Here is a 25081-nt window from a genome sequence, read left to right on the forward strand (position 1 = left end):
ATGAAGACTCGCCCAACGCGAGCAGCAGCACTCGGCGCAGTCGCCGTGTCGGCGTTGCTCGTCGCCGGCTGTGCGCAGGGCACGCCCGAAGCCCCGGCCGAAGAGGAATTCGAACCGATCACCATCAGCGTCGCGCACACCATGCTCGACGCGAACCCCGCGAACCAGATCGTGCTGGAGGTCGCCGAGCGCGTGAAGGAGCGCACGGACGGCAACATCATTCTCGAAGTGTTCCCAGCCAGCCAACTCGGAAATACCACCGAGACGACTGAGCAGGCGTCCCTTGGCCAGGCGGTCATCAGCTATCTCGACGCGGCCACGGCTTCCACCTACGGAGTCGACGAATTCGGCATGTTGGGCGCGCCGTTCCTGGTCTCCGACTACGACGAAGTCGAGCGCGTCGTCTCAAGCGACCTCTTCACGGGTTGGACTGACGAGCTTGCCGAGAGCGCGAACCTGCGGATCCTCGCGCTCAACTGGCTCGCCGGTCCGAGGAACATCGTGGGCCCCAAGCCGTACACGACGCCCGACGCTCTTGAGGGCACCAAGATCCGGATCCCGCCGCTGCCCACCTGGGAGGCGCTGTTCGGCACGGCGCTCGCAGCCACACCGGTGACCGTGAACGCGTCCGAACTGTACACGGCCATGCAACAAGGCGTGGTCGATGCCGCCGAACTCGACACCCCCAGCATCCGCGACTATGGGCTATTCGAACTGCAGAAGCATGTGACCCTTACCGGACACTTCAATCTCTTCATGGGCTTCGCCATGCCGGAGGACCTGTTCCAGAGCCTGCCCGTCGAGTACCAGGAGGTGCTGCTCGATGAGTTCCTCAAGGGTGGCAAGGAGGCGACGGATCTCGCCACCGACCTCGCTGCTGAGGCGCGCACCGAGATGGAAGCCGCCGGCGTGACCTTCCACCAGGGCGACGTCGCCGCATACCGGAAGGCATCGAAGGCCTTCTACGACGCGTTCCCGGATTGGGACTCGGCGGTGGTCGACGAGCTGCTCGCCATCCGAGACGGCAAGTAGACCGCGTCGCGGGCCGGTCATGGTCGACCGGCCCGCGGCCCCCAAAGATTCGTACCCGCAGCGTTGCGAGGAACTATGACCCATCATCTCAGGCCATGGATGCGCCGGTCTGTCGCGCTCATAGAAGACGTGCTGCCATCGCTCCTGCTCTTGGCTACCGCGTTGCTGATCGCGGCTGATGTCTTCATGCGATACGTCCTGAACCACCCGATCCGCGGTGTAGGCGAGATCGTCGCCATGCTGCTGGTCTGGCAGGTGATGCTCGGCGCAGCCGCAGTCGCGCGACTTCGTGGACACATTGTCGTGGACGCCCTCATCGGGCGTTTCAGTGGAACCGTCCGCGCTTGGCTCGACGTCGTGCGTCTGCTGATTGTGATCGCGGTCGTTGCGTTTCTCCTTTGGTTCGGGTTCCAGCTCTTTCAGCAGACAAGCGGCCGAGTCGTTGCCATGCTCGGTCTCTCTCGCGGCTTCACCACCATCGCGATCCCGATTGGTGCAGCGCTCATGCTCGTCTACTACCTGCGCGACATCTCACTTGCCGTGCGCGGGATCCTACGGGGCGGCTACGTCGCGCCCGCCCAGCGCCAGGTGATTGACGAGGACGAGTTCAAGACACGACCTGTGCCCACTCGAGTGGAGGAGGTCTCCCGATGATCACTGCCTTGCTCTTCGGTGTGCTGCTGCTTCTGCTGCTGCTCGGCGTGCCCGTCGCATTCGCGATCCTCGCGACATCCCTGTGCTATCTGCTGCTCGCTCCTGGGGTGAAGCCATTCATCGCCATCCAGCAGTTCTCCGGCGGGCTCGAATCGTTCCCCCTGTTGGCGGTCCCTCTGTTCATCCTCGCCGGGGTGATCATGTCGCATAGCGGCATAGCTGAGCGCATCGTCGGCTTCGCGAATACGCTGGTCGGGCACACGCGCGGCGGACTCGCTCAGGTGAACGTGTTGAACAGCGTGGTCATGGGCGGCATGTCCGGCTCCGCGAATGCCGATGCCGCGATGGATTCGCGAGTCCTCGTTCCGCAGATGGTCAAGCACGGATACGGTCGTGATTTCTCGGGCGCCGTGAGCGCAGCATCCAGCCTCCTGGCGGTGCTCATTCCGCCCTCCATCGTGCTGATTCTCTACGGCCTGCAGGCGAATGTCTCTATCGGCGACCTCTTCATGGGCGGCTTGCTGCCTGCCGCGGTGATGGCGATCAGCATGTCGCTGACGGTGTTCTTCGTCGCCAAGCGTCGCGGCTATCAACCAACGGCGCTGCGGCCTCCAACCGCGTCGGCGGTGTTCAAGAGCACCGGTCGTGCGTTCTGGGCGCTCATGATGCCGGTGCTGCTTTTGGTCGGGCTTCGAATCGGTGTGTTCACGCCCACGGAACTGTCGGCCGTCGCAGTGGTGTACACGCTCGTCATCGGCATGCTCATCTATCGCACCGTGAAAGTGCGAGACTTGGGCCCCCTGCTCAGTGAAGCCACGAAGACGACCGGCATGGTGCTGCTCATCATCGGTGCTGCGAGCGCGTTCGGCTATGTCATCCGTGCCGAGCGCGTGCCGCAGGTCATCGCCGAGGCCATGCTGTCGATCACTGAAGACAAGTGGATGCTGCTGATCATCATCAACGTGATGCTGCTCGTGCTCGGCATGCTCATCGAACCGGCGTCACTGATCATTCTCGCGACTCCAATACTCGCCCCGCTCGCCGTTGAGATCGGCGTGGACCCTGTGCACTTCGGAATCATCGTGGCGCTCAACCTCGCAATCGGCGGCATCACCCCGCCGGTGGGAACGATTCTCTTCACGGTCATGTCGATCACGGGATCTCGGCTCGGCGCGCTCGTACGGGAGCTCGGACCCTTCTACCTCTGCCTCATCGTCGCGCTGGCCATCGTGGTCGCGGTGCCCGCGCTCTCCACCCTCTTGCCGTCGCTCACGTGAGACGGCAAGTACGACCGACCAGCCCCGCAACACCTCACAAAGTAAAGGAAGACACCATGACGGCGACCGAGACGATCACGCGCGAACTGTCCCTCGAAGAGCGGATCACACGGCTCGAAGACATCCACGAGATCAACAACCTCAAGGCGAAGTACGTGGAGGCGTGCGACAACGACCATGATCCGGTCGCGTTCTCCGAGCTCTTCGCCGAAGACGGCTCTTGGGAGGGCCCCGGCCACGGGAAGTACACCGGCCGTGAGAACATCAAGAAGTTCATCGAAGAGATCCGAGGCGACTATCTGTGGTGTGCTCACTACTTGATCCGCCCGTGGATCGAGATCTCGGAGTCGGGCACCGAAGCCACCGCCGAGTGGTACGCGCACATCTACGAGGTAGTCAAGGACGAGAACGGCAACGAACTCAGCGAACTCGCGTTCGCTCGCTACTACGACACCCTCTCGAAGATCGACGGCAAGTGGTACTTGCAGACCGTGCGCGCCGAGAGCTCACGGCTGTGGGAAATGGGCAAGGACTGGATCAGGGCGTGACCCTCGCCGACACTGCGACACCGGGCCGCCGCGATGGCGGCCCGGTGGGCGCCCAGCGCATCGTCTTTGCCGACGGAGACCCGCTGGCAGCCGAGTTGCTCGCCGGTGAACTCGGCCAGCGCCTGGAGAGCCTCGGTAGCTTCGAACTCCACGCTCAGGCGCCCACCTCGAATGAGGAGTTCGCCGACCGCATCAAGGATGCCGACGGCATCCTCCTCGGCTGGCATCTTCCGCTCGAAGTGCTTCGTTCGGCGCCGAAGCTGAAGATCGTGTCCTTCACCGGCACGGGCGCCGCCAACTTCGTCGATCTGGGAGTCGCCGGCGAGCGAGGCATCGCGGTTACCAACACACCGGGGTACGCCGACCAGACAGTCGCAGAGCACGCGCTCGCGCTGACCCTCGCGACGATCAAACAGCTTCACACCGACCGGGCAGTGCGCGAGGGCCAGTGGGAGACCGCAACAACGTCGCGCGACCTGGCTGATGTCACTGTGGGCGTCGTCGGGCTCGGCGGCATAGGGCGTCGCTTCGTTGAACTCCTGCTCGCGCTCGGCATGCGCGTGCAGTGCTGGAACCGAGATCGGCCCGGTGCCCCGAATGCGCCCCGCGGCGCGATAGCTGTACCGCTTGAAGAGTTGATGGCCACGAGCGACGTGGTCTCGTTGCATCTCGGTCTCAATGAGCAGACGCGCGGCATGATCGGGAGCGACCTGCTCGGACGCATGCGTCCGAGCAGCGCCTTGGTGAACACCGCGCGCGCCGAACTCATCGACCGCGCCGCGTTGCTCGATGCCCTCGATTCTGGGCGCATTGCCTCGGCAGCGCTTGATGTGTTCCATGAGGAACCTCTTGCGGCTGATGATCCTCTGCTTCAGCACGCGAACGTGCTCGTCACACCGCATATCGGGTCGCTCACCAAGGGCGCGACTCGGCGGGTACTCGAGATCGCCGTCGAGAACATCGAAGCGTTCTTCGCCGGCGTGCCCCGGAATCTCGTCTCCTGAGAACGCGACCACCAGAGACAAAGAAAAGAGACACTAGCGATGAAGTACACCCTCATCGGGGCCGGCGGCATTCAAGCGCGCGGCTTGCTACACGATCTTCTCGACTTCAGTTCGGCGACCGAGATTCTCCTCGCCGACGTCGCGGTGGGCCCTCTCGAGCAACGGATTGATGACCTCGGGGGCGACCCGCGTATGTCAGCGGTGGCGATCGATCTGCGCGACCTTGCAGCGTCGGTCGAGGCGCTCGCGGGCACCCACGTCCTGATCATGGCAGGCCCGTCGCCTCTCGGTCGTTATGCGATGGACATCGCACTCGGTCTGCGTTGCCATTACGTCGACCTCGGGGGTGCGTACGCAGACACCGAGGTCCAACTCGCCCGGCATGAAGAGTTCGCGGAAGCAGGGCTGATCGCCGTGCTCGGCGCCGGTAGTGCGCCGGGCATGACCAACGTCATGGCGCGCGCCGGCGCGGAACGGCTCGATATCGTGCGCGACATCGAGATGACTGTGGCCATGAACGACCTCACTGAGCGAAGCAGTCCGTTCCACTGGCCGTTCAACCTCGCGGCCATCATCGACGAGTACGAATCGAGCGCGGTCGCGATCGAGGGCTGCGAGCGGGTGCTCATACCGCCACGCACAGGCGAGTGGGTTGAGTTTCCGATGCCGATCGGTCGGGTATTTCCTATCTACACGACTCATCCAGAGCCCGAGAGCCTGTACCGCTCGTTCCGGCAACAAGGCCTGGAGAACGCGTCGTTCCGCATCGCTATGCCGGCAGCCTTCCATCGACAGATGGATTTTCTCGCCTCAATCGGAATGACGAAGCAGACGAAGATCGAAGTGGGGGGTGTCGAGGTCGCTCCAGCGGAGGTGCTGGTCGAGGCGACGAAGTGGATCCCTCGACCGGCTGAGAAGGAAGAGCAGTACAGCGCGACCCGAGTGATCGTTCGCGGAGCACGACACGGCGAAAAGGTTGAGGTCGAGTTGTACATGTGCACGGGGTCACACGAGGGTTGGAACGTGCCCGCCGGCATGCTCAAGACCGTCGTGCCTCCGTCGATCGTGGCGGAGATGATCGGCAATGGGGCGATCGCGAACCCAGGAGTATGGCTGCCCGAGAGCAGCGTGCCCGTCCAGGAGTTCTTCGATGAACTGGCTTTGCGCGGGATGGTGATCGAGACAACCGAGCGCCGCGCCAGCACTATCGACGTCTCGCGCTGAGTCTGAACAGCGCGAAGCCCCCCACAGACCCGGGTGGGGGGCTTCGCTGATCGTGGAGGCGCTAGCGCTATCCAGCGACCCTGGTTACGGGCGGCGCCCGGTGAACGCTCGAATGAGGAAGGCGATGATCGCCAGGACGAGCAGTATGAGCCCGACCCAGAGCAAGAAGTTGAGCGACTGCACGAAACCACCGGTGATCAGCAGCACGATGGCGACAATGGCGATGATGACGAAGAGCAGATTCATGATGTTCCTTCCGTAGTCGTTCGTTGTTCGAACTGGCGTTGCGGGCGGGTATCCGGTGAACCGGCTCAGTCCTTGAAAGCGTCCTTGACGTTCTCGCCGGCCTGCTTCAGGTTCGCCTTCGTCTGGTCGAGCTTGCCCTCGGCCTGGAGCTTCTCGTCGTCGGTCATGTCACCGACCGCTTCCTTGCCCTTGCCCTTGAGCTCTTCGGCCTTGTTCTCGAACTTGTCGGCTCCGCTCATCGTCGGTGCCTCCCTTCCCTTTCTCGCCCGGCAAGTGTCTGCCGGACGACCTTTCTGCGCCAGACGGTACCCCCCGACCAGGGGAGCGGCAAGAGTCGGTCCAGGCGTCGCGTTCATGTTCTTGCACCCCTGCCCCGGTCGACTCGAGCAGGGTTATCGTGCACCTATGCCCCGCCTCCGCCGCAGCGTCCCCGGTCGAAAGGGCTACGCCAGGGTTCGAGCCGGAGCGGGTTTCAGCTACCGCGACGCGGATGGCCAGACTGTCCGCGATCCGGTGCTCCGGCAGCGTTTCGACGCCCTGGTGATTCCTCCGGCGTGGACGGATGTCTGGATCTGCGAGCACGAGAACGGGCATATTCAGGCGACGGGCGTCGACGACGCCGGGAGACGGCAGTATCTCTACCACCCGGTGTGGCGCGAGCAGAAGGACAGGCTCAAGTTCGAGCGCGCGCTCGCGCTCGCGGCGTCGCTGCCGACGGCCCGAGCGTTCGTGACCAGGGCGCTGCGCGACCCCGAACCGAGCCGAGAGCGCACGCTGGCAGCCGCCTTCCGCATCATCGATCTCGGCTCACTGCGCGTGGGCCATGCGCGGTATGCCCTCGCGCACGGCAGCCGCGGTCTCGCGACGCTGCGGTGCGAGCACGCACGAGTCGACGGCGACGTCGTGGAGCTGCGGTTCCCTGGAAAGAGCCGGCAGCCGTGGAACACCAGCATCCGGGATGCCGATCTGGCGCACGTCGTTGGCGAGTTGCTCGAGGGTCGGCCCGCGAACGCACCGCTGCTCGTGTGGCCGAGGCCGTCGGTGGATGAGGGCGCTCCAGCCGATGCGAGCACCCTGCACCCGATCACGCCAGCCGACATCAACGCGTACATCAAAGAGCGCACCGGCGGCGAGTTCACGGCGAAGGACTTCAGAACACTGCGCGGCACGGCGATCGCTGCCGAATCGCTCGCGCGCTCTTCCGCCGGCAGCACCGTGCGTGAACGCACCAAGGCGGTGAGCGAAGCCATGCGAGCGTGCGCCGAAGCACTCGGGAACACCCCCGCCGTCGCGCGATCGAGCTACGTCGACCCGCGCGTCGTCGACCGATTCATGCAGGGCGAGACGATTCAGCTCTCGCCCGGTATGACGGTGGAATCGGCGTTGCGGGCAATGCTCGGCGACCCTCGCCAGCCCGAGTAGCCGCGGCGACGCGGCGCTCCATGAGCAGTGGGCAGAGAGCGGCGGGCTGCTACGCCCGGTCGATCATTCCGAACCCGATGACTCCGCCGGGTCGGGGGTGTGCTGCTCGATGAGCCAAGCGGCGAAACGCTTCGCGCGGTAGGCGGCTTCGATGTCGCCCATGGTCGAGGTGATGATCGCCCCCTTCATCAGCAACTGGAACGAGCTGGCGAAGTCTGCGGCATCCTTGAGTCCGGCCTCTCTGGCCATCTGCTCGACCCCGGCGCGCACGTGGCTGAGGTGGGTGATCGCGGTCTGGCCGAGCGGATGCTGCGGCCCCATCTCGATGAGCACGTTCACGAACGAGTCGCCCTCGAAGTCGTCGCGTTCGAACCAGTCGGCGAACACGTCGAAGATCGCGAGCAGACGCTCGCGCGGAGTGCTGCCCAGCTGCTTGGCGCTCTCGATGATCGACTCGGAGGTCCACAGTTGCTCTCGCCGAGTGAGAAACGCTTCGACCAATTCATTCTTCGACGAGAAGTGACGGTAGAAGGTTGCGATCGCTACGCCTGATCGGCGGATGATCTCATCGACACTGACTTCGCGAACTCCTCTGCGTGAGAAGAGCTCGTAGGCGGCATCGAGGATGCGGTCGCGAGCACCTGGCTTCGGGCGAAATTTCTGCTGGTCAGACAAGTGTTACCTCTTGTGCGAGCCCGGGACGTCGGGGGCCGGGTAGAACGGGGGCTCTCTAAGGATGGCCCTGATCGGGGCCTCCTTGACACTGCCTCGCCAACAATTCGCTTGACAGAACGCGCGTTCTCCCCTCCAATAGGGGTAGACCCAGTGGTCACTCTCTTTCGGTCAACCCGAAGGGGTGGTCACGCGAGCAGATGGGAAGACGAAATGTCACGAACCACCGCCCTTCGCGAACGCACCACGGTCATCTCCAGCGAGCAGACCAGCGCATCGCGTGTTCCTTCCCGGGCTTCGCGCCCGTCCGCCACGCCCGCCGATGCGTCGGTTGATGTGGTGCACGACTACTTGAGCAAGATCGGCACCTACCCCCTGCTGACAGCTCAGGAAGAGACCGAGCTCGCCCAGATCATCGAGGTCGGGCTCTTCGCACGTGAGCGCCTCGAGACGAAGGGCGACTCGCTCACGCCGAAGGAGAAGCGAGAGCTTCGCCAGTTGATCCATGAGGGCGAAGCGGCGCACAAGCGCTTCATCCAGTCGAACCTGCGTCTGGTAGTGAGCGTCGCGAAGCGCTACACCAACACCGGCGTGCCCCTCATCGACCTCATTCAGGAGGGCAACATCGGCCTCGACCGCGCGGTCAAGAAGTTCGACTTCGCACAGGGGTACAAGTTCTCCACCTACGCGACGTGGTGGATCAAGCACGCCGTGAACCGCTGCGTCTACGACTCGGCTCGGCTTATCCGGGTTCCGGTTCACACCGAGGAGAAGATCACCGCAGTGCGTCGAGCTGCTGCCCTCTTCGAGATCGAGACCGGCCGCACCCCCACCGCCGAGGAGCTCGCCGATGAGACCGGGTTCAGTGCTGAGAACATCGAGCGCTACATCGAGGCCGACCGCACGCCGGTCTCGATCCACATCCCCGTCGGCGATGAGGCCGACTCGGAACTCGGCGACCTCATCATGGATGACGACACGGCGCCCGTGGTGGACATCGTGCACGCCGGCATCCGTCGCGAGAAGCTGCAGGAGAAGCTCAAGACGCTTCCGCAGCGCGACGCTGATGTGTTGCGCATGCACTTCGGGCTCGACAATCGCGAACCGATGACCCTGGAGCAGCTCGGCGGAGTGCTGGGCATCTCCCGCGAACGTGTGCGCCAGATCGAGCAGCGGGCGCTCGCGAAGCTGCGCTGCCCCGAACTGGCCGACATGCTCGAAGACGAGCCGCCGCTCATCGACGAGAAGGAGGCCAAGTGAAGGCTTCGCGAGACCTGAGCGCGTCGCTGCAGGCGGTGCTCGTCGATCTCATCGCCTTGAGCCTGCAAGCGAAGCAGGCGCACTGGAGCATCGTGGGCCCGAACTTCCGCGGGCTGCATCTGCAACTCGACGAGGTGACCGTCGATGCCAGGCGATTCGCCGACCAGGTGGCCGAGCGCATGCGCGCCTTGCAGGCGGTGCCCGATGGCAGTGCGGCGACGGTGGCCGGCACTGCAAGCTTCGACGACTTTCCTGCCGGAGAGGTGCTGACGACCGACGCGGTCGTGATGATCACCGACCGGTTGGAGAGCGTCGTCGGCACGATGCGCGATGTGCACGACGCGGTCGAGGAAGAAGACCCGACATCCGCCGACCTCCTGCACGCGATCATCGAACGATTCGAGCAACTGGCCTGGATGGTGAGCGCGGAGGATCGGATGCCGCAGGCAGCCGCCGACGCTGAAACCTCGACTGAGAAGGCCGCCTCCGGCAAGAAGTCGGCAGGCGCCAAGTCGGGCGGGCGCAAGGGCAGTGCCACTTCCAGCAAGTCGAAAGTGAAGGCTTCGTAGCGACGTCTTCCTGAACACTTCCGTAACGACGACGACCCTATACCCCGGGTGGGTATAGGGTCGTCGTATGTCTGAGCACGGGAAAGGTGGCGGCGAGCACGAGCACGCGTCGCACAATGAGCACCTGGGGCACGATGAGAACGTCGGGCACGATGAGCACGTCGGGCGTGATCGCGATGAGCAGGGCCACCGCCCGGCGGGTAGCGAGCATGGGCAGAGGGCTCGCGATCGCCGAGTCACCAGCGGAGAGCACGACCACCGCACTGATGACGGGCACAGTGCCCACCACACGCACGCTCGTCCCGTAGCGCGTGGTGATAACGCCGATCATGCTGGACGCGGCGATCACGCGGATCGCGCCGATCACGCCGATCACGGCGGTGCCGTCGATCATCCGGACCATGGCGATCATGCTCCGCAGGGCGATCATGCCGCGCATGGCGATCATGCTGGGCACGGCGATCACGGGGATCACGGCGATCACGGCGCGATGGGCCACGCTGCCCATGGCGCAGCGCACGCGATCATGTACCGGAGGCTCTTCTGGTTCATGCTGGCTCTCGCTGTGCCGGTCGTGCTGCTGAACCAGATGTTCGCCGACCTCGTTGGCTACAGCATTCCTTCCATACCCGGGCTCTCGTGGGTTTCCCCAGCGCTCGGCACCGTCATCTTCGGCATCGGCGGGCGACCGTTCCTTGCGGGCGCCGTCGACGAACTGCGTTCGCGCAAGCCCGGCATGATGACCCTCATCTCGCTCGCGATCAGCGTCGCGTTCCTCGCATCCGCGGGCGCCACCCTCGGCTTCCTCGACCATCATCTCGACTTCTGGTGGGAGCTCGCGCTGCTGGTCGTGATCATGCTGCTCGGCCATTGGCTCGAGATGCGATCGCTGGCGCAAACCGCTTCTGCGCTTGACAGCCTCGCCGCGCTGCTGCCCGACCAGGCGGAGCGTGTGGTCGGCGACGCGATCGAGCAAGTGCGCCCGGACGAGTTGCGTGTGGGGGACATCGTCATCGTGCGGCCAGGTGGCCGAGTTCCTGCGGACGGTGACATCGTCGCAGGAACCGCAGACATTGACGAGTCGATGATCACGGGCGAGTCGACCCCTGTCACACGCGCCCCGGGCGACCGCGTAGTGGCTGGAAGCGTCGCGACCGACACGGCGATCAGGGTCGAGGTCATGGCGGTCGGCGACGATACGGCGCTCGCCGGCATCCGTCGGCTCGTCGACCAGGCGCAGAGCTCGTCGTCGCGAGCGCAGACGCTCGCCGACCGGGCCGCGGCACTGCTGTTCTGGTTCGCGCTCAGCGCGGCGGTGATCACGGCGGTCGTGTGGTGGATGCTGGGCATGCCCGACGACGCGATCGTGCGCACCATCACCGTGCTCGTCATCGCGTGCCCGCACGCGCTCGGCCTCGCGATCCCGCTCGTCGTCTCCATCGCGACGGAACGCGCCGCTCGCGCAGGCGTGCTCGTGAAAGACCGGCGCGCACTGGAGACGATGCGGTCGGTCACGGCGGTGCTGTTCGACAAGACCGGCACGCTCACCCTCGGTGAGCCCGAAGTCACCCGGGTGCTCGTCGACTCCGGCGCTGAAGCCGACGAGTCGCAATTGCTTGCGCTCGCCGCAGCTGCGGAGCATGACAGCGAGCACCCGCTGGCGCGGGCCATCGTGCGCGAGGCGGAGCGACGCGGAATCAGCCTCAGCACCGCCACCGAGTTCGAGGCATCCGCCGCTGTCGGTGTGCGGGCTCGCGTAGACGGCAGCGTCATCGAGGTCGGCGGGCCGCACCTGCTGCGCCAGGCCAGGCTCGCCCCACTCGCAGGCACTTCGGACTGGGCGACCGAGGGCGTGACCGTGCTGCATGTCACGCGCGACGGGCGCCTGATCGGGGCCCTGGCGCTCGCCGATGCGGTGCGCGAAGAATCGAGTGCTGCCATCGCGGCGCTGCACGAGGCCGGCATCCAGGTGGTCATGATCACGGGCGATGCGGAGCCTGCAGCCCATCGCGTGGCGGCCGAACTCGGCATCGACCGGGTCTACGCAGGCGTGCGCCCCGAGCACAAGGCCGACAAGGTGGCCGAGTTGCAGCGCGAGGGGCACGTGGTCGCGATGGTCGGCGACGGGGTGAACGACGCGCCGGCCCTGGCGCAGGCCGACGTCGGCGTGGCGATCGGCGCAGGAACAGATGTCGCGATCGCATCCGCTGGCGTGATCCTGGCCGGATCCGATCCGCGGGCGGTGCTGTCTGTGCGCGATCTGTCAGTCGCCTCGTACCGCAAGATGCGGCAGAACCTCTGGTGGGCAGCCGGATACAACGTCGCGGCGGTGCCGCTTGCGGCGGGTGTCCTCGCCCCGATCGGGTTCACGCTGCCGATGGAAGTGGGTGCACTGCTCATGTCGGCCTCGACGATCGTCGTCGCGCTGAACGCGCAACTGCTGCGGCGCCTCGACCTGCGACCCGCGACCGTAGCGCCGTTGGCGAACCGGGAGACCGCGGCGCTTCCGGCCTGACCCGCTGCTTGCGCGAGGCAAGGCGGTAGTGCTGTGCGCCGCCTGTGCTAGCCGGGCTGGCGTCGCAATCGCTCCTCCGCCTGGCGCGGTCTCCAACCACACGCGCCGAGAAAAGATTGGGAAAAGTTTCGTCGTGCCGGGATTCCAGTCACCTTTCCCCGGCGCAACGGCGGCGCGACGGCATCCGTCTTGACAGGATGGAAGGGATCCCGCTGTTCGGAAGGAAAGCATGCCCAAGTCGCCAGAAACCGCGCTCGAGAACTGGATGGATCGCGAGGCCGCAGCCGAACAGATGATTCCGCTGATCGGTGCCCTCCATCGCAACCATGGCGTGGTGACTTCGATCCATGGGCGCCGGCTCGTCCACAAGTCAGCACTCGGCATCGTCAAGGCTCACCGCTACGCGCGTCAGCACTCCGGCGAGGAGTTGGCGACGACCGATACGCTCGCTCTGCTGCAGGCGCTTGCCGGCCTGGACGTGGGCGCCGCTTCTATCGACATCGCCAAGCTCGTGCTGCGCCACCAGGCGGCCGGCCGACCAGACCTTGACGCCTTCCTGCGCGAAGAGCTCGCCCCGGTGATCGGCGCATCGGCGAGCATCGAGCCCACCGACGTCGTGCTCTACGGCTTCGGCCGCATCGGGCGACTGCTCGCCCGGCTGCTCGTCGACCACGAGAGCCCGAACGCGGGCCTTCGCCTGCGGGCGATCGTGGTGCGCAAGGGCAGCGACAACGACATCGTCAAGCGAGCGAGCCTGCTGCGGCGCGACTCGGTGCACGGACCCTTCGACGGCACGATCTCGGTCGACGAGGAGAACAGCACTATCCTCGCGAACGGCACCCTGATCCGGGTGATCTACTCGAACGATCCGGCCACTGTCGACTACACCGCATACGGCATCGACAACGCGATCGTCGTCGACAACACCGGCCGCTGGCGCGACTTCGACGGCCTCGGCCAGCACCTGCGGGCGAAGGGCGTCGCACGAGTGCTCCTCACGGCGCCCGGCAAGGGCGACATGAAGAACATCGTGCACGGCATCAACCACGAGAGCATCACGGATGCCGACACCATCGTGTCTGCCGCATCGTGCACCACGAACGCCATCACGCCCGTGCTCAAGGCCCTCAACGACAAGTTCGGCGTCGTGCACGGCCACGTCGAGACGGTGCACTCGTACACCAACGACCAGAACCTGATTGACAACTTCCACAAGGGCGACCGTCGTGGACGGTCCGCCGCGCTCAACATGGTGATCACCGAGACCGGTGCCGCCAAGGCCGTCGCCAAGGCACTGCCGGAGCTCGCTGGCAAGCTGACCGGCAACGCCATCCGCGTGCCCACCCCCGACGTGTCGATGGCCATCCTCAACCTCACGCTCGAGACCGAGACCACCAAGGACGAGGTCAACCAGTACCTGCGCGGCCTCTCGCTCAACTCGAACCTGCGCCAGCAGATCGACTACATCGAATCGCCCGAGGTCGTCTCGACCGACTTCGTCGGATCGCGCCGCGCCGGGGTGGTCGACGGTCTCGCGACCATCAGCAACGGCAAGAACCTCGTGCTCTACGTCTGGTACGACAACGAGTTCGGCTACAGCAACCAGGTGATCCGCGTGGTCGAGCACATGGCGAACGCGCACCCGCGGGTCTTTCCGCCGCGCGAGGCCTAGCGCCTCTCGCTCGGCGCCGGCAGCACGGAATTCGAACGCCCGCAAGGGCTACCGGGCTCCGTGCTGTGGTGTCTAGCATGGGGCATGGTCGCCCGAATCGTCTCGCTCGAGACCGCCGTCCCCGAAACCGTGCTCGTGCAGGAGCAGGTGCGCGACGTGTTCCTCGCGCAGCCCGGCTTGAACCGGCTCGCGCAACGTCTCATCACGACGTCCTTCGACCAATCGGGCATCGAGCGGCGGCACACCGTGATCGACGAGCTCACGCTCGACCGGCAGGCGGACGACCCGCGCTTCTTCGACCGTGACCAGCGGTTGCTGCACATGCCGGGCACGCGAGAGCGCAACGAGCTGTACACACGCGCCGCAGGGGAACTGTTCGTCGCGACGGCAAAAGCGGCGATCGACGGATGCGGCGGCATCCTGCCCGGCGATGTCACACACATCATCACGGTGTCGTGCACCGGCTTCTTCGCACCCGGCCCCGATTTCCTGATCGCGAGGGATCTCGGACTGCGCCCCGACGTGCAGCGCTACAACCTCGGCTTCATGGGCTGCTACGCCTCGATGCCGGCCCTACGGCTCGCCGCCCAGTTGTGCGACGCCGATCCACAAGCAGTCGTGCTGGTCGTGAGCGTCGAGCTCTGCACGCTGCACGTGAGGTCGTCGAACGATCCCGACCAGATCATCGCTGCGTCGCTGTTCGCTGACGGAGCTGCCGCCGCGCTCGTGACGGCGCGCGACGACGTCGGCGACCAGGTGAGTCTCACGCTCGACCGCTTCGAGACCCGCGTCACGCCGGTCGGGGAAGAGGCCATGAGCTGGACCATCGGCGACGAGGGCTTCGAGATGGTCTTGAGCAGCTACGTGCCCCACATCATCGGCGAGCACATCGACGCTGCCCTCGCGCCGCTGCTCGAGCATCCCTTCAGCGCGGTCACGGCGGGCGCGACATCCGATTCACTGCTCGATCTCACCGCGCCGGTGCCCGATGACGCGAGCGGCCTGCTCGACGACAGCGCCGGACCGCCCGTAGTTCAGTCGGCCCCGGAACCCGCAGCCGAGACGGCCACTGCCACTGCCACTGCCACTGCCACTGCGACGGCTGCGGTTGCAACCGACGACGTGCCCGACGCCGTGCGCTCCGGCGCGCGTTCCGATGTGCAGTGGTGGGCGGTGCACCCCGGCGGGCGCAGCATCGTCGACCGCATCCAGCAACGCTTCGAGCTCAGTGACGAGCAGGTGGGACCGTCTCGAGATGTGCTCCGTGACTTCGGGAACATGTCGAGCGCGACGGTGCTCTTCGTGCTCGACGCGCTGCTCGATCGGGCGGCCCCCGGCGACACGGTCCTCGCGATGGCGTTCGGTCCCGGGCTCACGGTCGAGTCCGGTCTCATGACGGTGCGCTGATGGTCGCCTCATCGAGCGGTTCCGGCGGGCGGGACCGGGCACAGACCTCGGCGCGGACGCGCAGATTCGCGCCGATCCGCTCCGAGAAACTGGCGCACCGGCATCCGGAGCTTCGCGAACACATGGACGACCCAGAGTGCGACCGAGAGGTGCTGCGACGCACCTACCTCGGCTTCCGCATCGTCAACCCGATCGTGTCGGGCTGGCGCTCCAACTGGAGGCGGTACCTTCGGCCGCGCCTGGATCCCGCGCGCGAGATCACGGTGCTCGACGTCGGCAGCGGCGGTGGCGACATTGCGCGCCTCATCAGCAGGCTCGCACGGGCAGACGGGATGCCGGTCGCCATCACCGCGGTCGACCCAGACCCGCGCGCCCTCGACTTCGCCCGTGCGCGCCCGACACCGACGGGGCTGACGTTCCGTCAGGCGAGCACGCGGGAGCTTCTCGACGCGGGTGAGCGGTTCGACATCGTCATCTCGAACCATGTGCTGCACCACCTCGATGCGCCGCGCGAGTTCCTCGACGAGACGCTCGCCCTCGCACGCCGACTCGTGCTGCACTCCGATATCGAGCGCAGCGCCTGGGCCTACCGCGCGTTCGGTGCGCTGACCTGGCCATGGTTCGCCGGCTCGTTCATCCGCGACGACGGACTCACCTCGATTCGGAAGAGCTTCACGCTGCCCGAACTCGCGCGCGTCGCAGGCCCCGGATGGCGGCTCCGCCGGGCAGTACCCGGGCGCCTGCTCCTGATGCGCGAGGTCAGCGGCGGCCACCCGGACGCGGAACCCGACGGAGCGCGGGTGGGCGCCGCACAGGCAAGCGCAGAGCAAGCGAGCGCGCAGCAGGCCATGACTGACCAGACTGATCAGGCCGCCACCGCGAACGCCGTCGTCGGGAGGGAACGATGACGGATGCCGCGGCGAACGCCGCGCTGACGCATCCTGAGCATGACGTCGCCGTCGTCGGTGGCGGACCGGTCGGTGTGCTCGCCGCCGTGCTGCTCGCCCAGCGGGGGCTCGATGTGGTGGTGCTCGAACGACGGGTCGGCATCTGGGACCGACCCCGCGCGATCGGAATGCACCCGCCGGCGCTGCACGTGCTCCGACAGGCAGGCGTGCTCGACCGGGCGCGCAGCGCGGGCCGCCCGATCGAAGGCGGATCCGCGCGTGATCGCGATCGGGTGCTCGGCTCGTTGCGGTTCGAGGAGGCAGTGCTCTCGCTGCCTCAGCAGGAGCTCGAGCGCATGCTGCGCGACCGGCTCGCCGCGTTGGGCGCCGACATCTTGCGCGAGGGCGCCGAGGTGACGCGACTCGAGCAGCTCAACGGCGCCGTCGCGGTCGTCTGGAGGGACGCCCGATCTTCGAATGCCGAGACCGAGCACCGACTCACGGCGCGATATGTGATCGGTGCCGACGGGGTTCGGAGCGCGGTGCGACGCGCAATCGGCGCTGAATGGCGGCGACTGCGCGGCACTGCGGCGTACGTCATGGCCGATGTGGAGTCGCCGGAATCGTCCGTCGGACGCTCTTCGACCCTGGGCGACGGGTCTTCCGGCGCCGGTCTCGATGGGGAGTCCCACGGCGCAGCAGGGCCCCCGCTCGAGTCGGCCGTACTGTGGTTCGACCGCGAGGGCGTCGCCGAGTCGTTCGCGCTGCCGGGCGGCAGGCGTTGGGTGGCGCGCCTGGTGCCGCCGCATCGGTCGCGGCCCGCTTGGCTGCCGAGCGGGCAGGGGGCGGCATCCGCGCTCGCGCTCGCGATCCGCAGGCGCACGGGAGCCGTGATCGCTCCCACCGAGGCGAGCACCTTCATCGCTCGGCAGCATCTCGCCGAGCCGATGGTGAAGGGCCGCGTCGTGCTCGCGGGCGATGCCGCACACGAGTTGAGCCCGATCGGTGGGCAGGGCATGGCGCTCGGACTCGTCGGCGCCGAGCGTCTCTCACGGGTGATCGCACACGCGCTCCGAAGCGGCCACAGCGGGCCCAGGACTTCGAACGATCACTCCGACGACGATGACGCGACCCTGGCGACATGGGCGGCTCGCGAGCGCCGTCACGCACTTCGAGCCGCGGTGCAGGCCGAGTTCAACATGGCGATGGGCCGCGCCGCCGGCCCGTTCATGCACGCGCTGCGGTCTGCCGCGATCCGGATGCTGGCCCTGCCTCCTCTCGATCGGCTGCTCGCCCGCGTCTTCACGCTCCGCTGGCTCGCCCGCGACTAGCGCCCGGAGCCGCCAGGTAGCCTGAGCGCATGACTTCGCCGCGGCTCACGCTCGCCTATGTGCCCGGCGCGACCCCGGCGAAGTGGCTGCGCGTCTGGGCAGAGCGGCATCCGGAGATTCCGATGGATGCCGAACGGGTACCGCTCGAAGAAGTGCGCGCGCGACTCGATGACGGTCGCGCAGACGCGGCGCTGCTGCGCCTGCCCTCCGAGGTCGACCCGACATCGGTGGAGGAGCTGCACGTCATCCGGCTCTACGAGGAGACCCAGGTCGCCGTGCTTCCCCGCGATCACGCCTTTGCCGACTTCGGTGAGCTGAGCGGTGAGGAGTTCGCCGAACTTTCCGGCGAGGTTCTCGACCCGGTCGCACTGGGGGAGAAGTACGGCGAGTCCGGCCCCCTCGGCGACGAGCAACTGATCGAGGTGGTGGCATCGGGGGCCGGGATCGCCGTGATGCCCCAGCCGGTCGCCCGACTGTACTCGCGTCGCGATGTACGAGCGGTGGTGCTCACCGACGCCCGCGCCACTGCCATTGCACTGGTCTGGCGAAGGGATTCTTCCTCACCACTCATCGAAGACCTGGCCGGCATCGTGAGGGGTCGCGGTGCGAAGAGCTCGCGTGGGAGCGCCGATGGCGCGTCGGGCCCGCCTGCCGCCAAGTCGACGAGCGCTTCTGCGGGCGGGCGATCCGGCGGGTCTGGTGCGAGGCGCCAGCAAACGAGAGGGACGTCTGCTCAAGGCTCTACGGCGAGCCGTCGCCCGCCGCGGCCGAAGCGCAAGCGGGGTCGTTGATCGCCCGACCTGACCGGCGCTTTCAACCGCTAGCTGTACTCGGTCATGAGGTTGGTGACACCCTGCTGATCGGGGGTCGGCCGCCGCAGGCGGTGTGTGGTCGAGCGTAGTTGTAATGCTCGAGCCATGGTGCGAGGGCGTCGGCGCGGTGCTGGTTCGAGATGTAGGGGGCGCGGTAGGCCCAGTACTCCTGCATGGTGCGGTTGAAGCGTTCGGCCTTGCCGTTCTGCCAGGGACAGTGCGGCCGGGTGGTGATGTGCGTCGCGCCGACCGCGTGGAGCTGGGTCTGGAACGCGGTCGAGACGGTGTAGTTCTTCGCGTTGTCGGTCATGACCTCGCGGATCGGGATGCCGTGACGGGCGAAGAAATCGGTCGCGGCGGCGAGGAATGCCGCGCAGGTGGTGCCCTTCTCATCCGGCGGGATCTGCGCGAACGCGAGCCGGGAGTGATCGTCGACGGCGACGTGGACGTAGTCGAACCCGAGCTTCACCTTCCGGTCCCGGCCGTGGTGGTGGTCGATGAAGTCCGGTCCCTGCGTCCGCCAGCCGCCGCCGTCGGGGATCCGGCCGAGCTTCTTCACGTCGATGTGAATCAGATCCCCCGGGGCGTCGCGTTCGTAGCGGACCTGGGTGCGCCGGGACGCGCGCAACGCGATCCCTGTGACCGGGTCCAGCTGGTGCAGCGCCGGTAGGCCTGCCTTCGCGATCAGCCGCGACGCTGTGCGGGGACTGATCCCGCAGGCCCGAGCGACCTCGTCCCGCCCAAGCCGCTCGCGCGAACGCAGCTCGACCACGGCCGCCGCCGTCTCCGGCGGTGTCGCGGCGGGCGATGAGACCGGACGCGAGGACCGATCGGACAGCCCAGCCTCGCCGGCGACGCGGTAGCGGCCGACCCAGCGATGAGCACACTGCCGGGATACACCCATCTCCTTCGCGACATGCGAGACGGGCCGGCCGCCGAGGATCCGGCGCACGAGAATCAGGCGGCCCGTGACAGTGAGCCGCGCGTTACGGTGGACCAAGAGAAGGCCTCCACTTCGGTGACGTTAGACACCACCAATCGTGGAGGCTTTCTCCCTATCCGGCTGTCACCAACGTGCTGGCCGAGTACAGCTAGCGCTTCCCGGCTGGGTGCAGGCGCCCCATCGTCCGGCTCTCGCTTCGCGCGCCTTCGCTTCGGCAGCGCTGAGTTCGGGCCAATACGCGTCGTTCGCCCCGATGCGCACGGCCTCGGCGGCGCCCTCGCGCACGAGTTCGAGGTTCACGAAGTCGCCATCGCTGTTCCACAGGTAGAGCAATGCGCGACCGTACGGGTCGATGCGGTCGACGCCGGCGAGCGCTCGCACGGAACTGCCATCCGGCAGCAATCGACGCAGGTCGTCACGGGCTTCTGCAGCGAAGCATTCCGCGGGTTCGGAGCCCTCGAGTTCAGGAGTGTCGACGCCGATCAGTCGCACCTTGATGTCGCTGCCGTCATCCGCTCTGACGAAGAGCGTGTCACCGTCGTGCACATGCTCGACCGTGTACTCGGTCGTGCCGACGGGAGGCTCCGGTGAGCCGGCATCGCCCGTGCCGATGCCGAGCAATTGCGACGCGGCGAAGACCGCGAGAACGAGGCAGGCGACCGCGCCCAGCCCCCACCACCGCGCCCCGCCCACGCGCCGAGCATACCCAGCGCGCATCCCACTCACACCCGCAGCCGGAGGCCTTGCGGGGTTGGCGCGAATCCAGCGCGCTCAAGGGCGAGGCCGAACGCGGTGCCGATTGCGAACTCGCCATTGACGCGTTCGATGCGCAGCGACCGGGCTCCGCGCCGGACGGCCCCGGCGAGAGCGGATGCCGCAGCCTCGAATCCCTGCTCAGACGCGGCGTGCCCGAAGGTGAGCGCGCTCTTGCCGCCGCGCTCGAGGTACACCGCGAGTGCGCCGTCGACGAGCACCACAATGGCGCCCGCCTTGCGGGCTGGACGGTGACCTTCAACCTCTGGCCACGGCAACGCCGAACCGTAAGCGTTCGCCGGATCGGTCGCGGCGAGGGCGATCGCGGTGGGCGGGCGGTCGGCATCCGCCGCGTCGTCTCGATTGAACGAGCGCAGTCGGTCGACGGTGGGCCCTGTGGCGAACTGCGCCGCTCCGAGCCCCTCGACGAAGTAGCCCCGGCGGGCACGCCCCGACTCCTCGAACCGCTTCAGCACCTTGTACACGACCGCGAAGCCGCCGGGCAGCTCTTCAGACTGCACGAATCCGCGCGTCACCACCCCGTACCGCTCGAGCAGTTGCTCGGCGGCGGCGGCCGCGCGCATCGTCGGGTCGTCGTGCGCGGTCGGAACCACCGACCAACGTCCCGCGACCGTCGGCGGACCCGATCGGCTCGGCAGTGCGGCGCGCCCTCGCCCGCGGTAGCTTCGCGGGCGAGGCGTGCGCCTCACTCCCGAACTGCTTCGCAACGGCGCGAACGAGTCGTTCGTCACCGCGCCGGCCCACACGAGGTTCCAGAGTGCGGTGGCCAGGTCGGTGTCGTCCACAACGCCGCGCGCTGCCCCTACTGCATCCGACAACTGCCGGAAGAAGTAGCCGCCGCCACCTGCGAGCGCCGCCAAGATGGCGAGTTCGAGCTCGCCGAGAGCATCGTCCACACCGCCGCTCGACTCGCCCGCGGCGTCGGTGCGGCTGTCGACGTCGATCGCAGCCTTGTCGGTCGTGCCCCCGCCGGTCATGCCGCCGTCGAGCGCGCCGCCGCCGGTCATGCCGCCGTCGAGCGCGCCGCCGTCGGTCATGCCGCCGTCGATCGCTGCGCCGTCGATCGAAGCCCCGTCGGTCGTGCCCCCGCCTGTCGCCTTACGGGCCGTGCCGACACCAGTGCTCACCAGGGGCAGCGTGAGCGGCGAAGACTCCGCCGTGTGCAGGCTGACCCAGCCGTCGTGCCCAGGAAGCGCCCCATGCCCGGCCCAGACCACTTCGCCGCTGGTGGTGAGCTCGTCGAGCATCCCCGGTTCGTAGTCCGAAACGCGTGACGGCAGCACGAGCGACTCCCAGGCGGATGCCGGCAGCGGAACTCCCGCGAGCTGCTCCACGACCTGCAGCACCCCGTCGACTCCGCGCAGTCGCCCGCCCACGTGCTGCCACACGGGCAGGAAACGCGCCAGGGTGTCGGGCGGCACCGGCTCCACCTCGCGCCTCAGCGCGGCCAGCGATCTGGCGCGAAGGCGTCGCAACACCTCGGCGTCCACCCACTCGGTTCCGATGGCGTCGGGCGTGAACTCGCCCTCGAGTACCCGACGGTCAGCGGCGAGCCGGCGCAAGGCGTCGTGAGCGACAGCCGTGCCGAGGCCGAAGCGCGATGCGACATCAGCGATCGTGAAGGGCGCATGCGTGCGCGCGTACCGGCTCACAAGATCGCCGACCGGGTCGGCCACCGGCTCGAGGAAGGCTGTGGGCACTCCGATGGGCAGCGGCACTCCGAGCGCGTCGCGTAGGCGAGCGGCATCCTCGACGACGGCCCAATGCTCGACGCCCGCGATGCGGGCTCGGATCACCCGGTTGGCGCGTTCCAACTCGTCCAACCAGCCGAGGGGGGTGCTGCCCGGTTCGACCCGCTCGGCGATCTCTTCGGCGGTCAACGGCCCGAGCAATCGCAGCAGGTCGGCGAGAGCCTCGGCATCCGCCGCGAGTCGGTCGCGCGTCAGTCGTTGCAGCTCCTGACCGACATCGCGGATGACCGCGGGGTCGAGCAGTTCACGCAGTTCGGCCCGGCCCAGCAGTTCGGCGAGCAGCGTCGTGTCGAGTGCGAGCGCTGCTGCCCGGCGTTCGGCCAGGGGCGAATCGCCCTCGTAGATGAACTGCCCGACGTATCCGAACAGCAGCGATCTCGCGAACGGCGACGGCTGCTCGGTGGCTGTTTCGACGAGGCGCACCTTGCGACTAGAGAGGTCTTTCATCAGCGAGATCAGCCCAGGAAGGTCGTAGACGTCTTGCAGCACCTCGCGCATGGTCTCGAGCACGATCGGGAACGCCGGGTACTTGCTGGCGACGGCCAGCAGCTGTGACGCCTTCTGTCGCTGCTGCCACAGCGGTGATCGCCTGCCGGGGTCGAGTTTGGGCAGCAGCAACGCTCGGGCCGCACACTCCCGGAATCGCGACGCGAAGAGGGCCGAGCCGCCCACTTCATCGGTCACGAGTTGATCGAGCTCGTCGGCCTCGAAGACGAACAGTTCGGCGCCTGGAGGCTCGGCGTCGGTCTCCTGCAAGCGCACGACGATGCCGTCATCCGAGGCGTTCGCCGCTGCGTCGATCCCGTAGCGCTCACGCACGCGCGCGCTCACCGCGAGCGCCCAGGGCGCGTGCACATCCAAGCCGAACGGCGAGTGCAGCACGAGCCGCCAATCGCCGAGCTCGTCGCGGAAGCGCTCCACCACGAGCACGCGATCGCTCGGCACGTGACCGGTCGCATCCTGCTGCTCTCGCAGGTAGGCGGTGAGGTTCGCAATCGCGCGCTCGTCGAGCCCTGCCCCTCGGAGCCGCTCCGCAGCGCTACCGGGCGATGACGCGATCTCTCGCATGAACGCGCCCAGGGCCCGCCCGAGCTCCAGCGGCCGACCCGGGCGGTCACCGCGCCAGAACGGCACTCGCGCCGCCTGGCCGAAGGCGGGGCTCACGACGACGCGATCGTGGGTGATCTCCTCGATGCGCCAGCTAGTCGTGCCGAGGGCGAAGACATCCCCGACTCGTGACTCGTAGACCATCTCCTCGTCGAGCTCGCCGACGCGAGTGCCGCCGGTCGCATCACCGACCATGAAGACGCCGAACATCCCGCGATCGGGGATGGTGCCGCCGCTGGTCACCGCGAGCCGCTGTGCTCCGGGGCGTCCGGTCAGTGTGCCGTGAACGCGGTCCCATACGACTCGCGGGCGGAGCTGCGCGAACTCATCGCTCGGGTATCGCCCGGCGAGCAGATCGAGTGTTGCGTCGAAGGCACTGCGGGGGAGCGCCGAGAACGGTGCGCTTCGTCTGACGGTGTCGAACCAGGTCTCCACCTCGAGCGGTTCGAGGGCCACTGCAGCGACAGTCTGCTGCGCCAGCACGTCAAGAGGGTTCGACGGCACGACGAGCTGCTCGATCGCTCCGGCGGCCATCCGTTCGCTCGTGACCGCTGCCGGAACCAGATCGCCCCGGTACTGCGGAACGATGATGCCCTTCGAGATGCCGCCCACCTGGTGACCGGCGCGGCCGATGCGCTGCAGGCCGCTGGCGACCGAAGGCGGCGATTCGACCTGGATCACTTGATCGACCGCGCCCATGTCGATGCCGAGCTCCAGCGATGAGGTGGCGACCACGCACCGCAGCCGGCCGGATTTCAGGTCGTCCTCGATCACGCCCCGCTGCTCTTTGCTGACCGAGCCGTGGTGCGCCCGGGCGAGCACTGGTTCGGCCCCCGAGACCTGTCCCGACTGGCCCATGAGCTGGGCGGGCATCGACGTGAAGGCTCCCTGCGGCCGAAGTGCGTTGACAGCGTCACGCGCGCCGTCATCGGCTTCATCGCGCAAGGGCGGTGGCTCGGGCGGCAGCTCTGCCGCGGTCGCCTCTGCCAGCCGCTCCTCATACAGCTCGTTGATGCGCCCGGTGAGGCGCTCGGCGATGCGGCGCGAGTTCGCGAACACGATGGTCGATCGGTGCTCCAACACGCGCTCGAGCAACTCGGCCTCGACGTGCGGCCAGATCGATCCGGATCGCTCGCCGTCAGCGCCCGTGCCGCCGAGCTCAGTCATGTCTTCGACCGGCACGACGACGCGAAGGTCGAAGCGCTTGCCGCTGGGCGGCGCGACGATCTGAACGGGCGCCGCCCCGCCGAGGAAGCGCGCCACTTCCTCCGGCGGACGCACGGTGGCCGAGAGACCGATGCGCTGGGCCGGCCGTTCGAGCAGCAGGTCGAGCCGCTCGAGCGAGAGCGCCAGATGCGCGCCCCGCTTCGTGCCTGCGACCGCGTGCACTTCGTCGATGATCACGGTCTCGACATTGCGCAACGATTCACGCGCCGAACTCGTGAGCATGAGATAGAGCGACTCAGGCGTAGTGATGAGGATGTCGGGCGGCGTGCGCTGCAATGCGCGACGCTCCTGAGGGGGAGTGTCGCCCGAGCGCACACCTACCGTCGGTTCCGGCGCGGGCTGCCCCAGTCGGCGCGCGGTCTGAGTGATGCCGATCAGTGGAGCCCGAAGGTTGCGCTCGACGTCGACGCCAAGCGCCTTTAGCGGTGAGATGTACAGCACTCTGGTGCGCTGCTTCGGGTCGAGGTCGCGTTGGTCGACCATGAGCCGATCGAGCGACCAGAGGAACGCCGCGAGCGTCTTTCCAGACCCGGTCGGCGCGATCACGAGCGAGTGCGCGCCGGTCGAGATCGACTCCCATGCGCCTGCTTGCGCGTCGGTCGGCGCCTCGAACGCGCCCGCGAACCACGCAGCGGTGGCGGGCGAGAATCGATCGAGCGCGGTCACGCGACCATCTTTACGGATGCCGCCGACACTGGCTCGCCCTCGCCCTTGCTCTTGCTCTTGCTCTTGCTCTTGCTCTTGCTC

General features: G+C 67.3%; 22 protein-coding genes. 15 read left to right on the top strand and 7 right to left on the bottom strand.

The genetic code is table 11. The features are described 5' to 3' along the window. From dctP to ABV606_RS07450, 6 genes are all read left to right on the top strand, one after another. Nucleotides 1–1032 (top strand): TRAP transporter substrate-binding protein DctP, encoded by a 1032-nt coding sequence (dctP, locus tag ABV606_RS07425; protein ID WP_353987245.1) that lies wholly within the window; start codon nt 1–3, stop codon nt 1030–1032. A gap of 75 nt (nt 1033–1107) precedes the next feature. Beyond that, a complete protein-coding gene (locus tag ABV606_RS07430) occupies nt 1108–1686 on the top strand; it encodes a TRAP transporter small permease (RefSeq protein ID WP_281488286.1) in 579 nt (192 codons plus the stop codon). Beyond that, complete coding sequence (locus ABV606_RS07435; RefSeq protein WP_353987246.1) at nt 1683–2963, top strand: TRAP transporter large permease; 1281 nt, start codon at nt 1683–1685, stop codon at nt 2961–2963. The genes ABV606_RS07430 and ABV606_RS07435 overlap by 4 nt, the downstream gene beginning before the upstream one ends. Before the next feature lie 56 nt (nt 2964–3019). Further along, complete coding sequence (locus ABV606_RS07440) at nt 3020–3511, top strand: nuclear transport factor 2 family protein (RefSeq protein ID WP_353987247.1); 492 nt, start codon at nt 3020–3022, stop codon at nt 3509–3511. Further along, the gene (locus tag ABV606_RS07445; protein ID WP_353987248.1) at nt 3508–4515 is read left to right on the top strand and encodes a 2-hydroxyacid dehydrogenase; all 1008 of its coding nucleotides are present in this window, start codon (nt 3508–3510) and stop codon (nt 4513–4515) included. The genes ABV606_RS07440 and ABV606_RS07445 overlap by 4 nt, the downstream gene beginning before the upstream one ends. A gap of 39 nt (nt 4516–4554) precedes the next feature. Next, a complete protein-coding gene (locus ABV606_RS07450) occupies nt 4555–5739 on the top strand; it encodes a saccharopine dehydrogenase family protein (protein WP_353987249.1) in 1185 nt (394 codons plus the stop codon). 84 nt (nt 5740–5823) lie between these two features. Here ABV606_RS07450 and ABV606_RS07455 read toward each other — a convergent pair whose 3' ends face one another. Both ABV606_RS07455 and ABV606_RS07460 read right to left on the bottom strand, forming a co-directional pair. Then, complete coding sequence (locus ABV606_RS07455; RefSeq protein WP_281488291.1) at nt 5824–5985, bottom strand: hypothetical protein; 162 nt, start codon at nt 5983–5985, stop codon at nt 5824–5826. Nucleotides 5986–6050: 65 nt separating this feature from the next. Further along, the gene (locus tag ABV606_RS07460; protein ID WP_281488292.1) at nt 6051–6224 is read right to left on the bottom strand and encodes a CsbD family protein; all 174 of its coding nucleotides are present in this window, start codon (nt 6222–6224) and stop codon (nt 6051–6053) included. A 166-nt stretch (nt 6225–6390) separates the two neighbouring features. On the opposite strand from ABV606_RS07460, the gene ABV606_RS07465 reads away from it, so the two are divergent. Then, a complete protein-coding gene (locus ABV606_RS07465) occupies nt 6391–7407 on the top strand; it encodes a DNA topoisomerase IB (RefSeq protein ID WP_281488293.1) in 1017 nt (338 codons plus the stop codon). 63 nt (nt 7408–7470) lie between these two features. Here ABV606_RS07465 and ABV606_RS07470 read toward each other — a convergent pair whose 3' ends face one another. Then, nucleotides 7471–8082, bottom strand: a complete 612-nt coding sequence (locus tag ABV606_RS07470; RefSeq protein WP_281488294.1) for a TetR/AcrR family transcriptional regulator — start codon at nt 8080–8082, stop codon at nt 7471–7473. Between the two features lie 210 nt (nt 8083–8292). Here ABV606_RS07470 and ABV606_RS07475 point away from each other — a divergent pair, with 210 nt between their 5' ends. After that, nucleotides 8293–9339: a sigma-70 family RNA polymerase sigma factor gene (locus tag ABV606_RS07475; RefSeq protein WP_353987250.1), complete on the top strand. Its 1047-nt coding sequence runs from the start codon at nt 8293–8295 to the stop codon at nt 9337–9339. Further along, nucleotides 9336–9908, top strand: coding sequence for a Dps family protein (locus ABV606_RS07480; RefSeq protein WP_353987251.1), 573 nt, complete (start codon nt 9336–9338; stop codon nt 9906–9908). The genes ABV606_RS07475 and ABV606_RS07480 overlap by 4 nt, the downstream gene beginning before the upstream one ends. Before the next feature lie 37 nt (nt 9909–9945). On the opposite strand, the gene ABV606_RS12140 is transcribed toward ABV606_RS07480, so the two are convergent. Then, nucleotides 9946–10407 (bottom strand): hypothetical protein, encoded by a 462-nt coding sequence (locus tag ABV606_RS12140; protein WP_435414822.1) that lies wholly within the window; start codon nt 10405–10407, stop codon nt 9946–9948. Between ABV606_RS12140 and ABV606_RS07485 the strand changes: the two genes are divergently transcribed. The 6 genes from ABV606_RS07485 (at nt 10399) to ABV606_RS07510 (ending at nt 18511) form a co-directional block, all read left to right on the top strand. Further along, complete coding sequence (locus ABV606_RS07485; protein ID WP_435414824.1) at nt 10399–12423, top strand: heavy metal translocating P-type ATPase; 2025 nt, start codon at nt 10399–10401, stop codon at nt 12421–12423. The genes ABV606_RS12140 and ABV606_RS07485 overlap by 9 nt on opposite strands. A gap of 229 nt (nt 12424–12652) precedes the next feature. Beyond that, a complete protein-coding gene (locus tag ABV606_RS07490; RefSeq protein WP_353987252.1) occupies nt 12653–14095 on the top strand; it encodes a glyceraldehyde-3-phosphate dehydrogenase in 1443 nt (480 codons plus the stop codon). 84 nt (nt 14096–14179) lie between these two features. Further along, complete coding sequence (locus tag ABV606_RS07495; RefSeq protein ID WP_353987253.1) at nt 14180–15502, top strand: type III polyketide synthase; 1323 nt, start codon at nt 14180–14182, stop codon at nt 15500–15502. A gap of 89 nt (nt 15503–15591) precedes the next feature. After that, complete coding sequence (locus tag ABV606_RS07500; protein WP_435415542.1) at nt 15592–16410, top strand: methyltransferase domain-containing protein; 819 nt, start codon at nt 15592–15594, stop codon at nt 16408–16410. After that, nucleotides 16407–17720 carry an FAD-dependent oxidoreductase gene (locus ABV606_RS07505; RefSeq protein ID WP_353987255.1) on the top strand — a complete coding sequence of 438 codons (1314 nt, stop codon included), beginning with the start codon at nt 16407–16409 and terminating at the stop codon, nt 17718–17720. Before ABV606_RS07500 ends, ABV606_RS07505 begins: the two co-directional genes overlap by 4 nt. Nucleotides 17721–17749: 29 nt before the next feature. Continuing rightward, nucleotides 17750–18511, top strand: coding sequence for a LysR substrate-binding domain-containing protein (locus ABV606_RS07510; protein WP_353987256.1), 762 nt, complete (start codon nt 17750–17752; stop codon nt 18509–18511). 43 nt (nt 18512–18554) lie between these two features. Here ABV606_RS07510 and ABV606_RS07515 read toward each other — a convergent pair whose 3' ends face one another. From ABV606_RS07515 to ABV606_RS07525, 3 genes are all read right to left on the bottom strand, one after another. After that, nucleotides 18555–19532 (bottom strand): IS481 family transposase, encoded by a 978-nt coding sequence (locus ABV606_RS07515; protein WP_353987257.1) that lies wholly within the window; start codon nt 19530–19532, stop codon nt 18555–18557. 66 nt (nt 19533–19598) lie between these two features. After that, the gene (locus ABV606_RS07520; RefSeq protein WP_353987258.1) at nt 19599–20168 is read right to left on the bottom strand and encodes a thermonuclease family protein; all 570 of its coding nucleotides are present in this window, start codon (nt 20166–20168) and stop codon (nt 19599–19601) included. A 29-nt stretch (nt 20169–20197) separates the two neighbouring features. Then, entirely contained in the window at nt 20198–25000 is a 4803-nt protein-coding gene (locus ABV606_RS07525) for an ATP-dependent helicase (RefSeq protein ID WP_353987259.1), read from the bottom strand. Nucleotides 25001–25081 lie beyond the last annotated feature (81 nt).

Source organism: Ruicaihuangia caeni, from assembly GCF_040536845.1.
GTDB lineage: Bacteria > Actinomycetota > Actinomycetes > Actinomycetales > Microbacteriaceae > Ruicaihuangia > Ruicaihuangia caeni.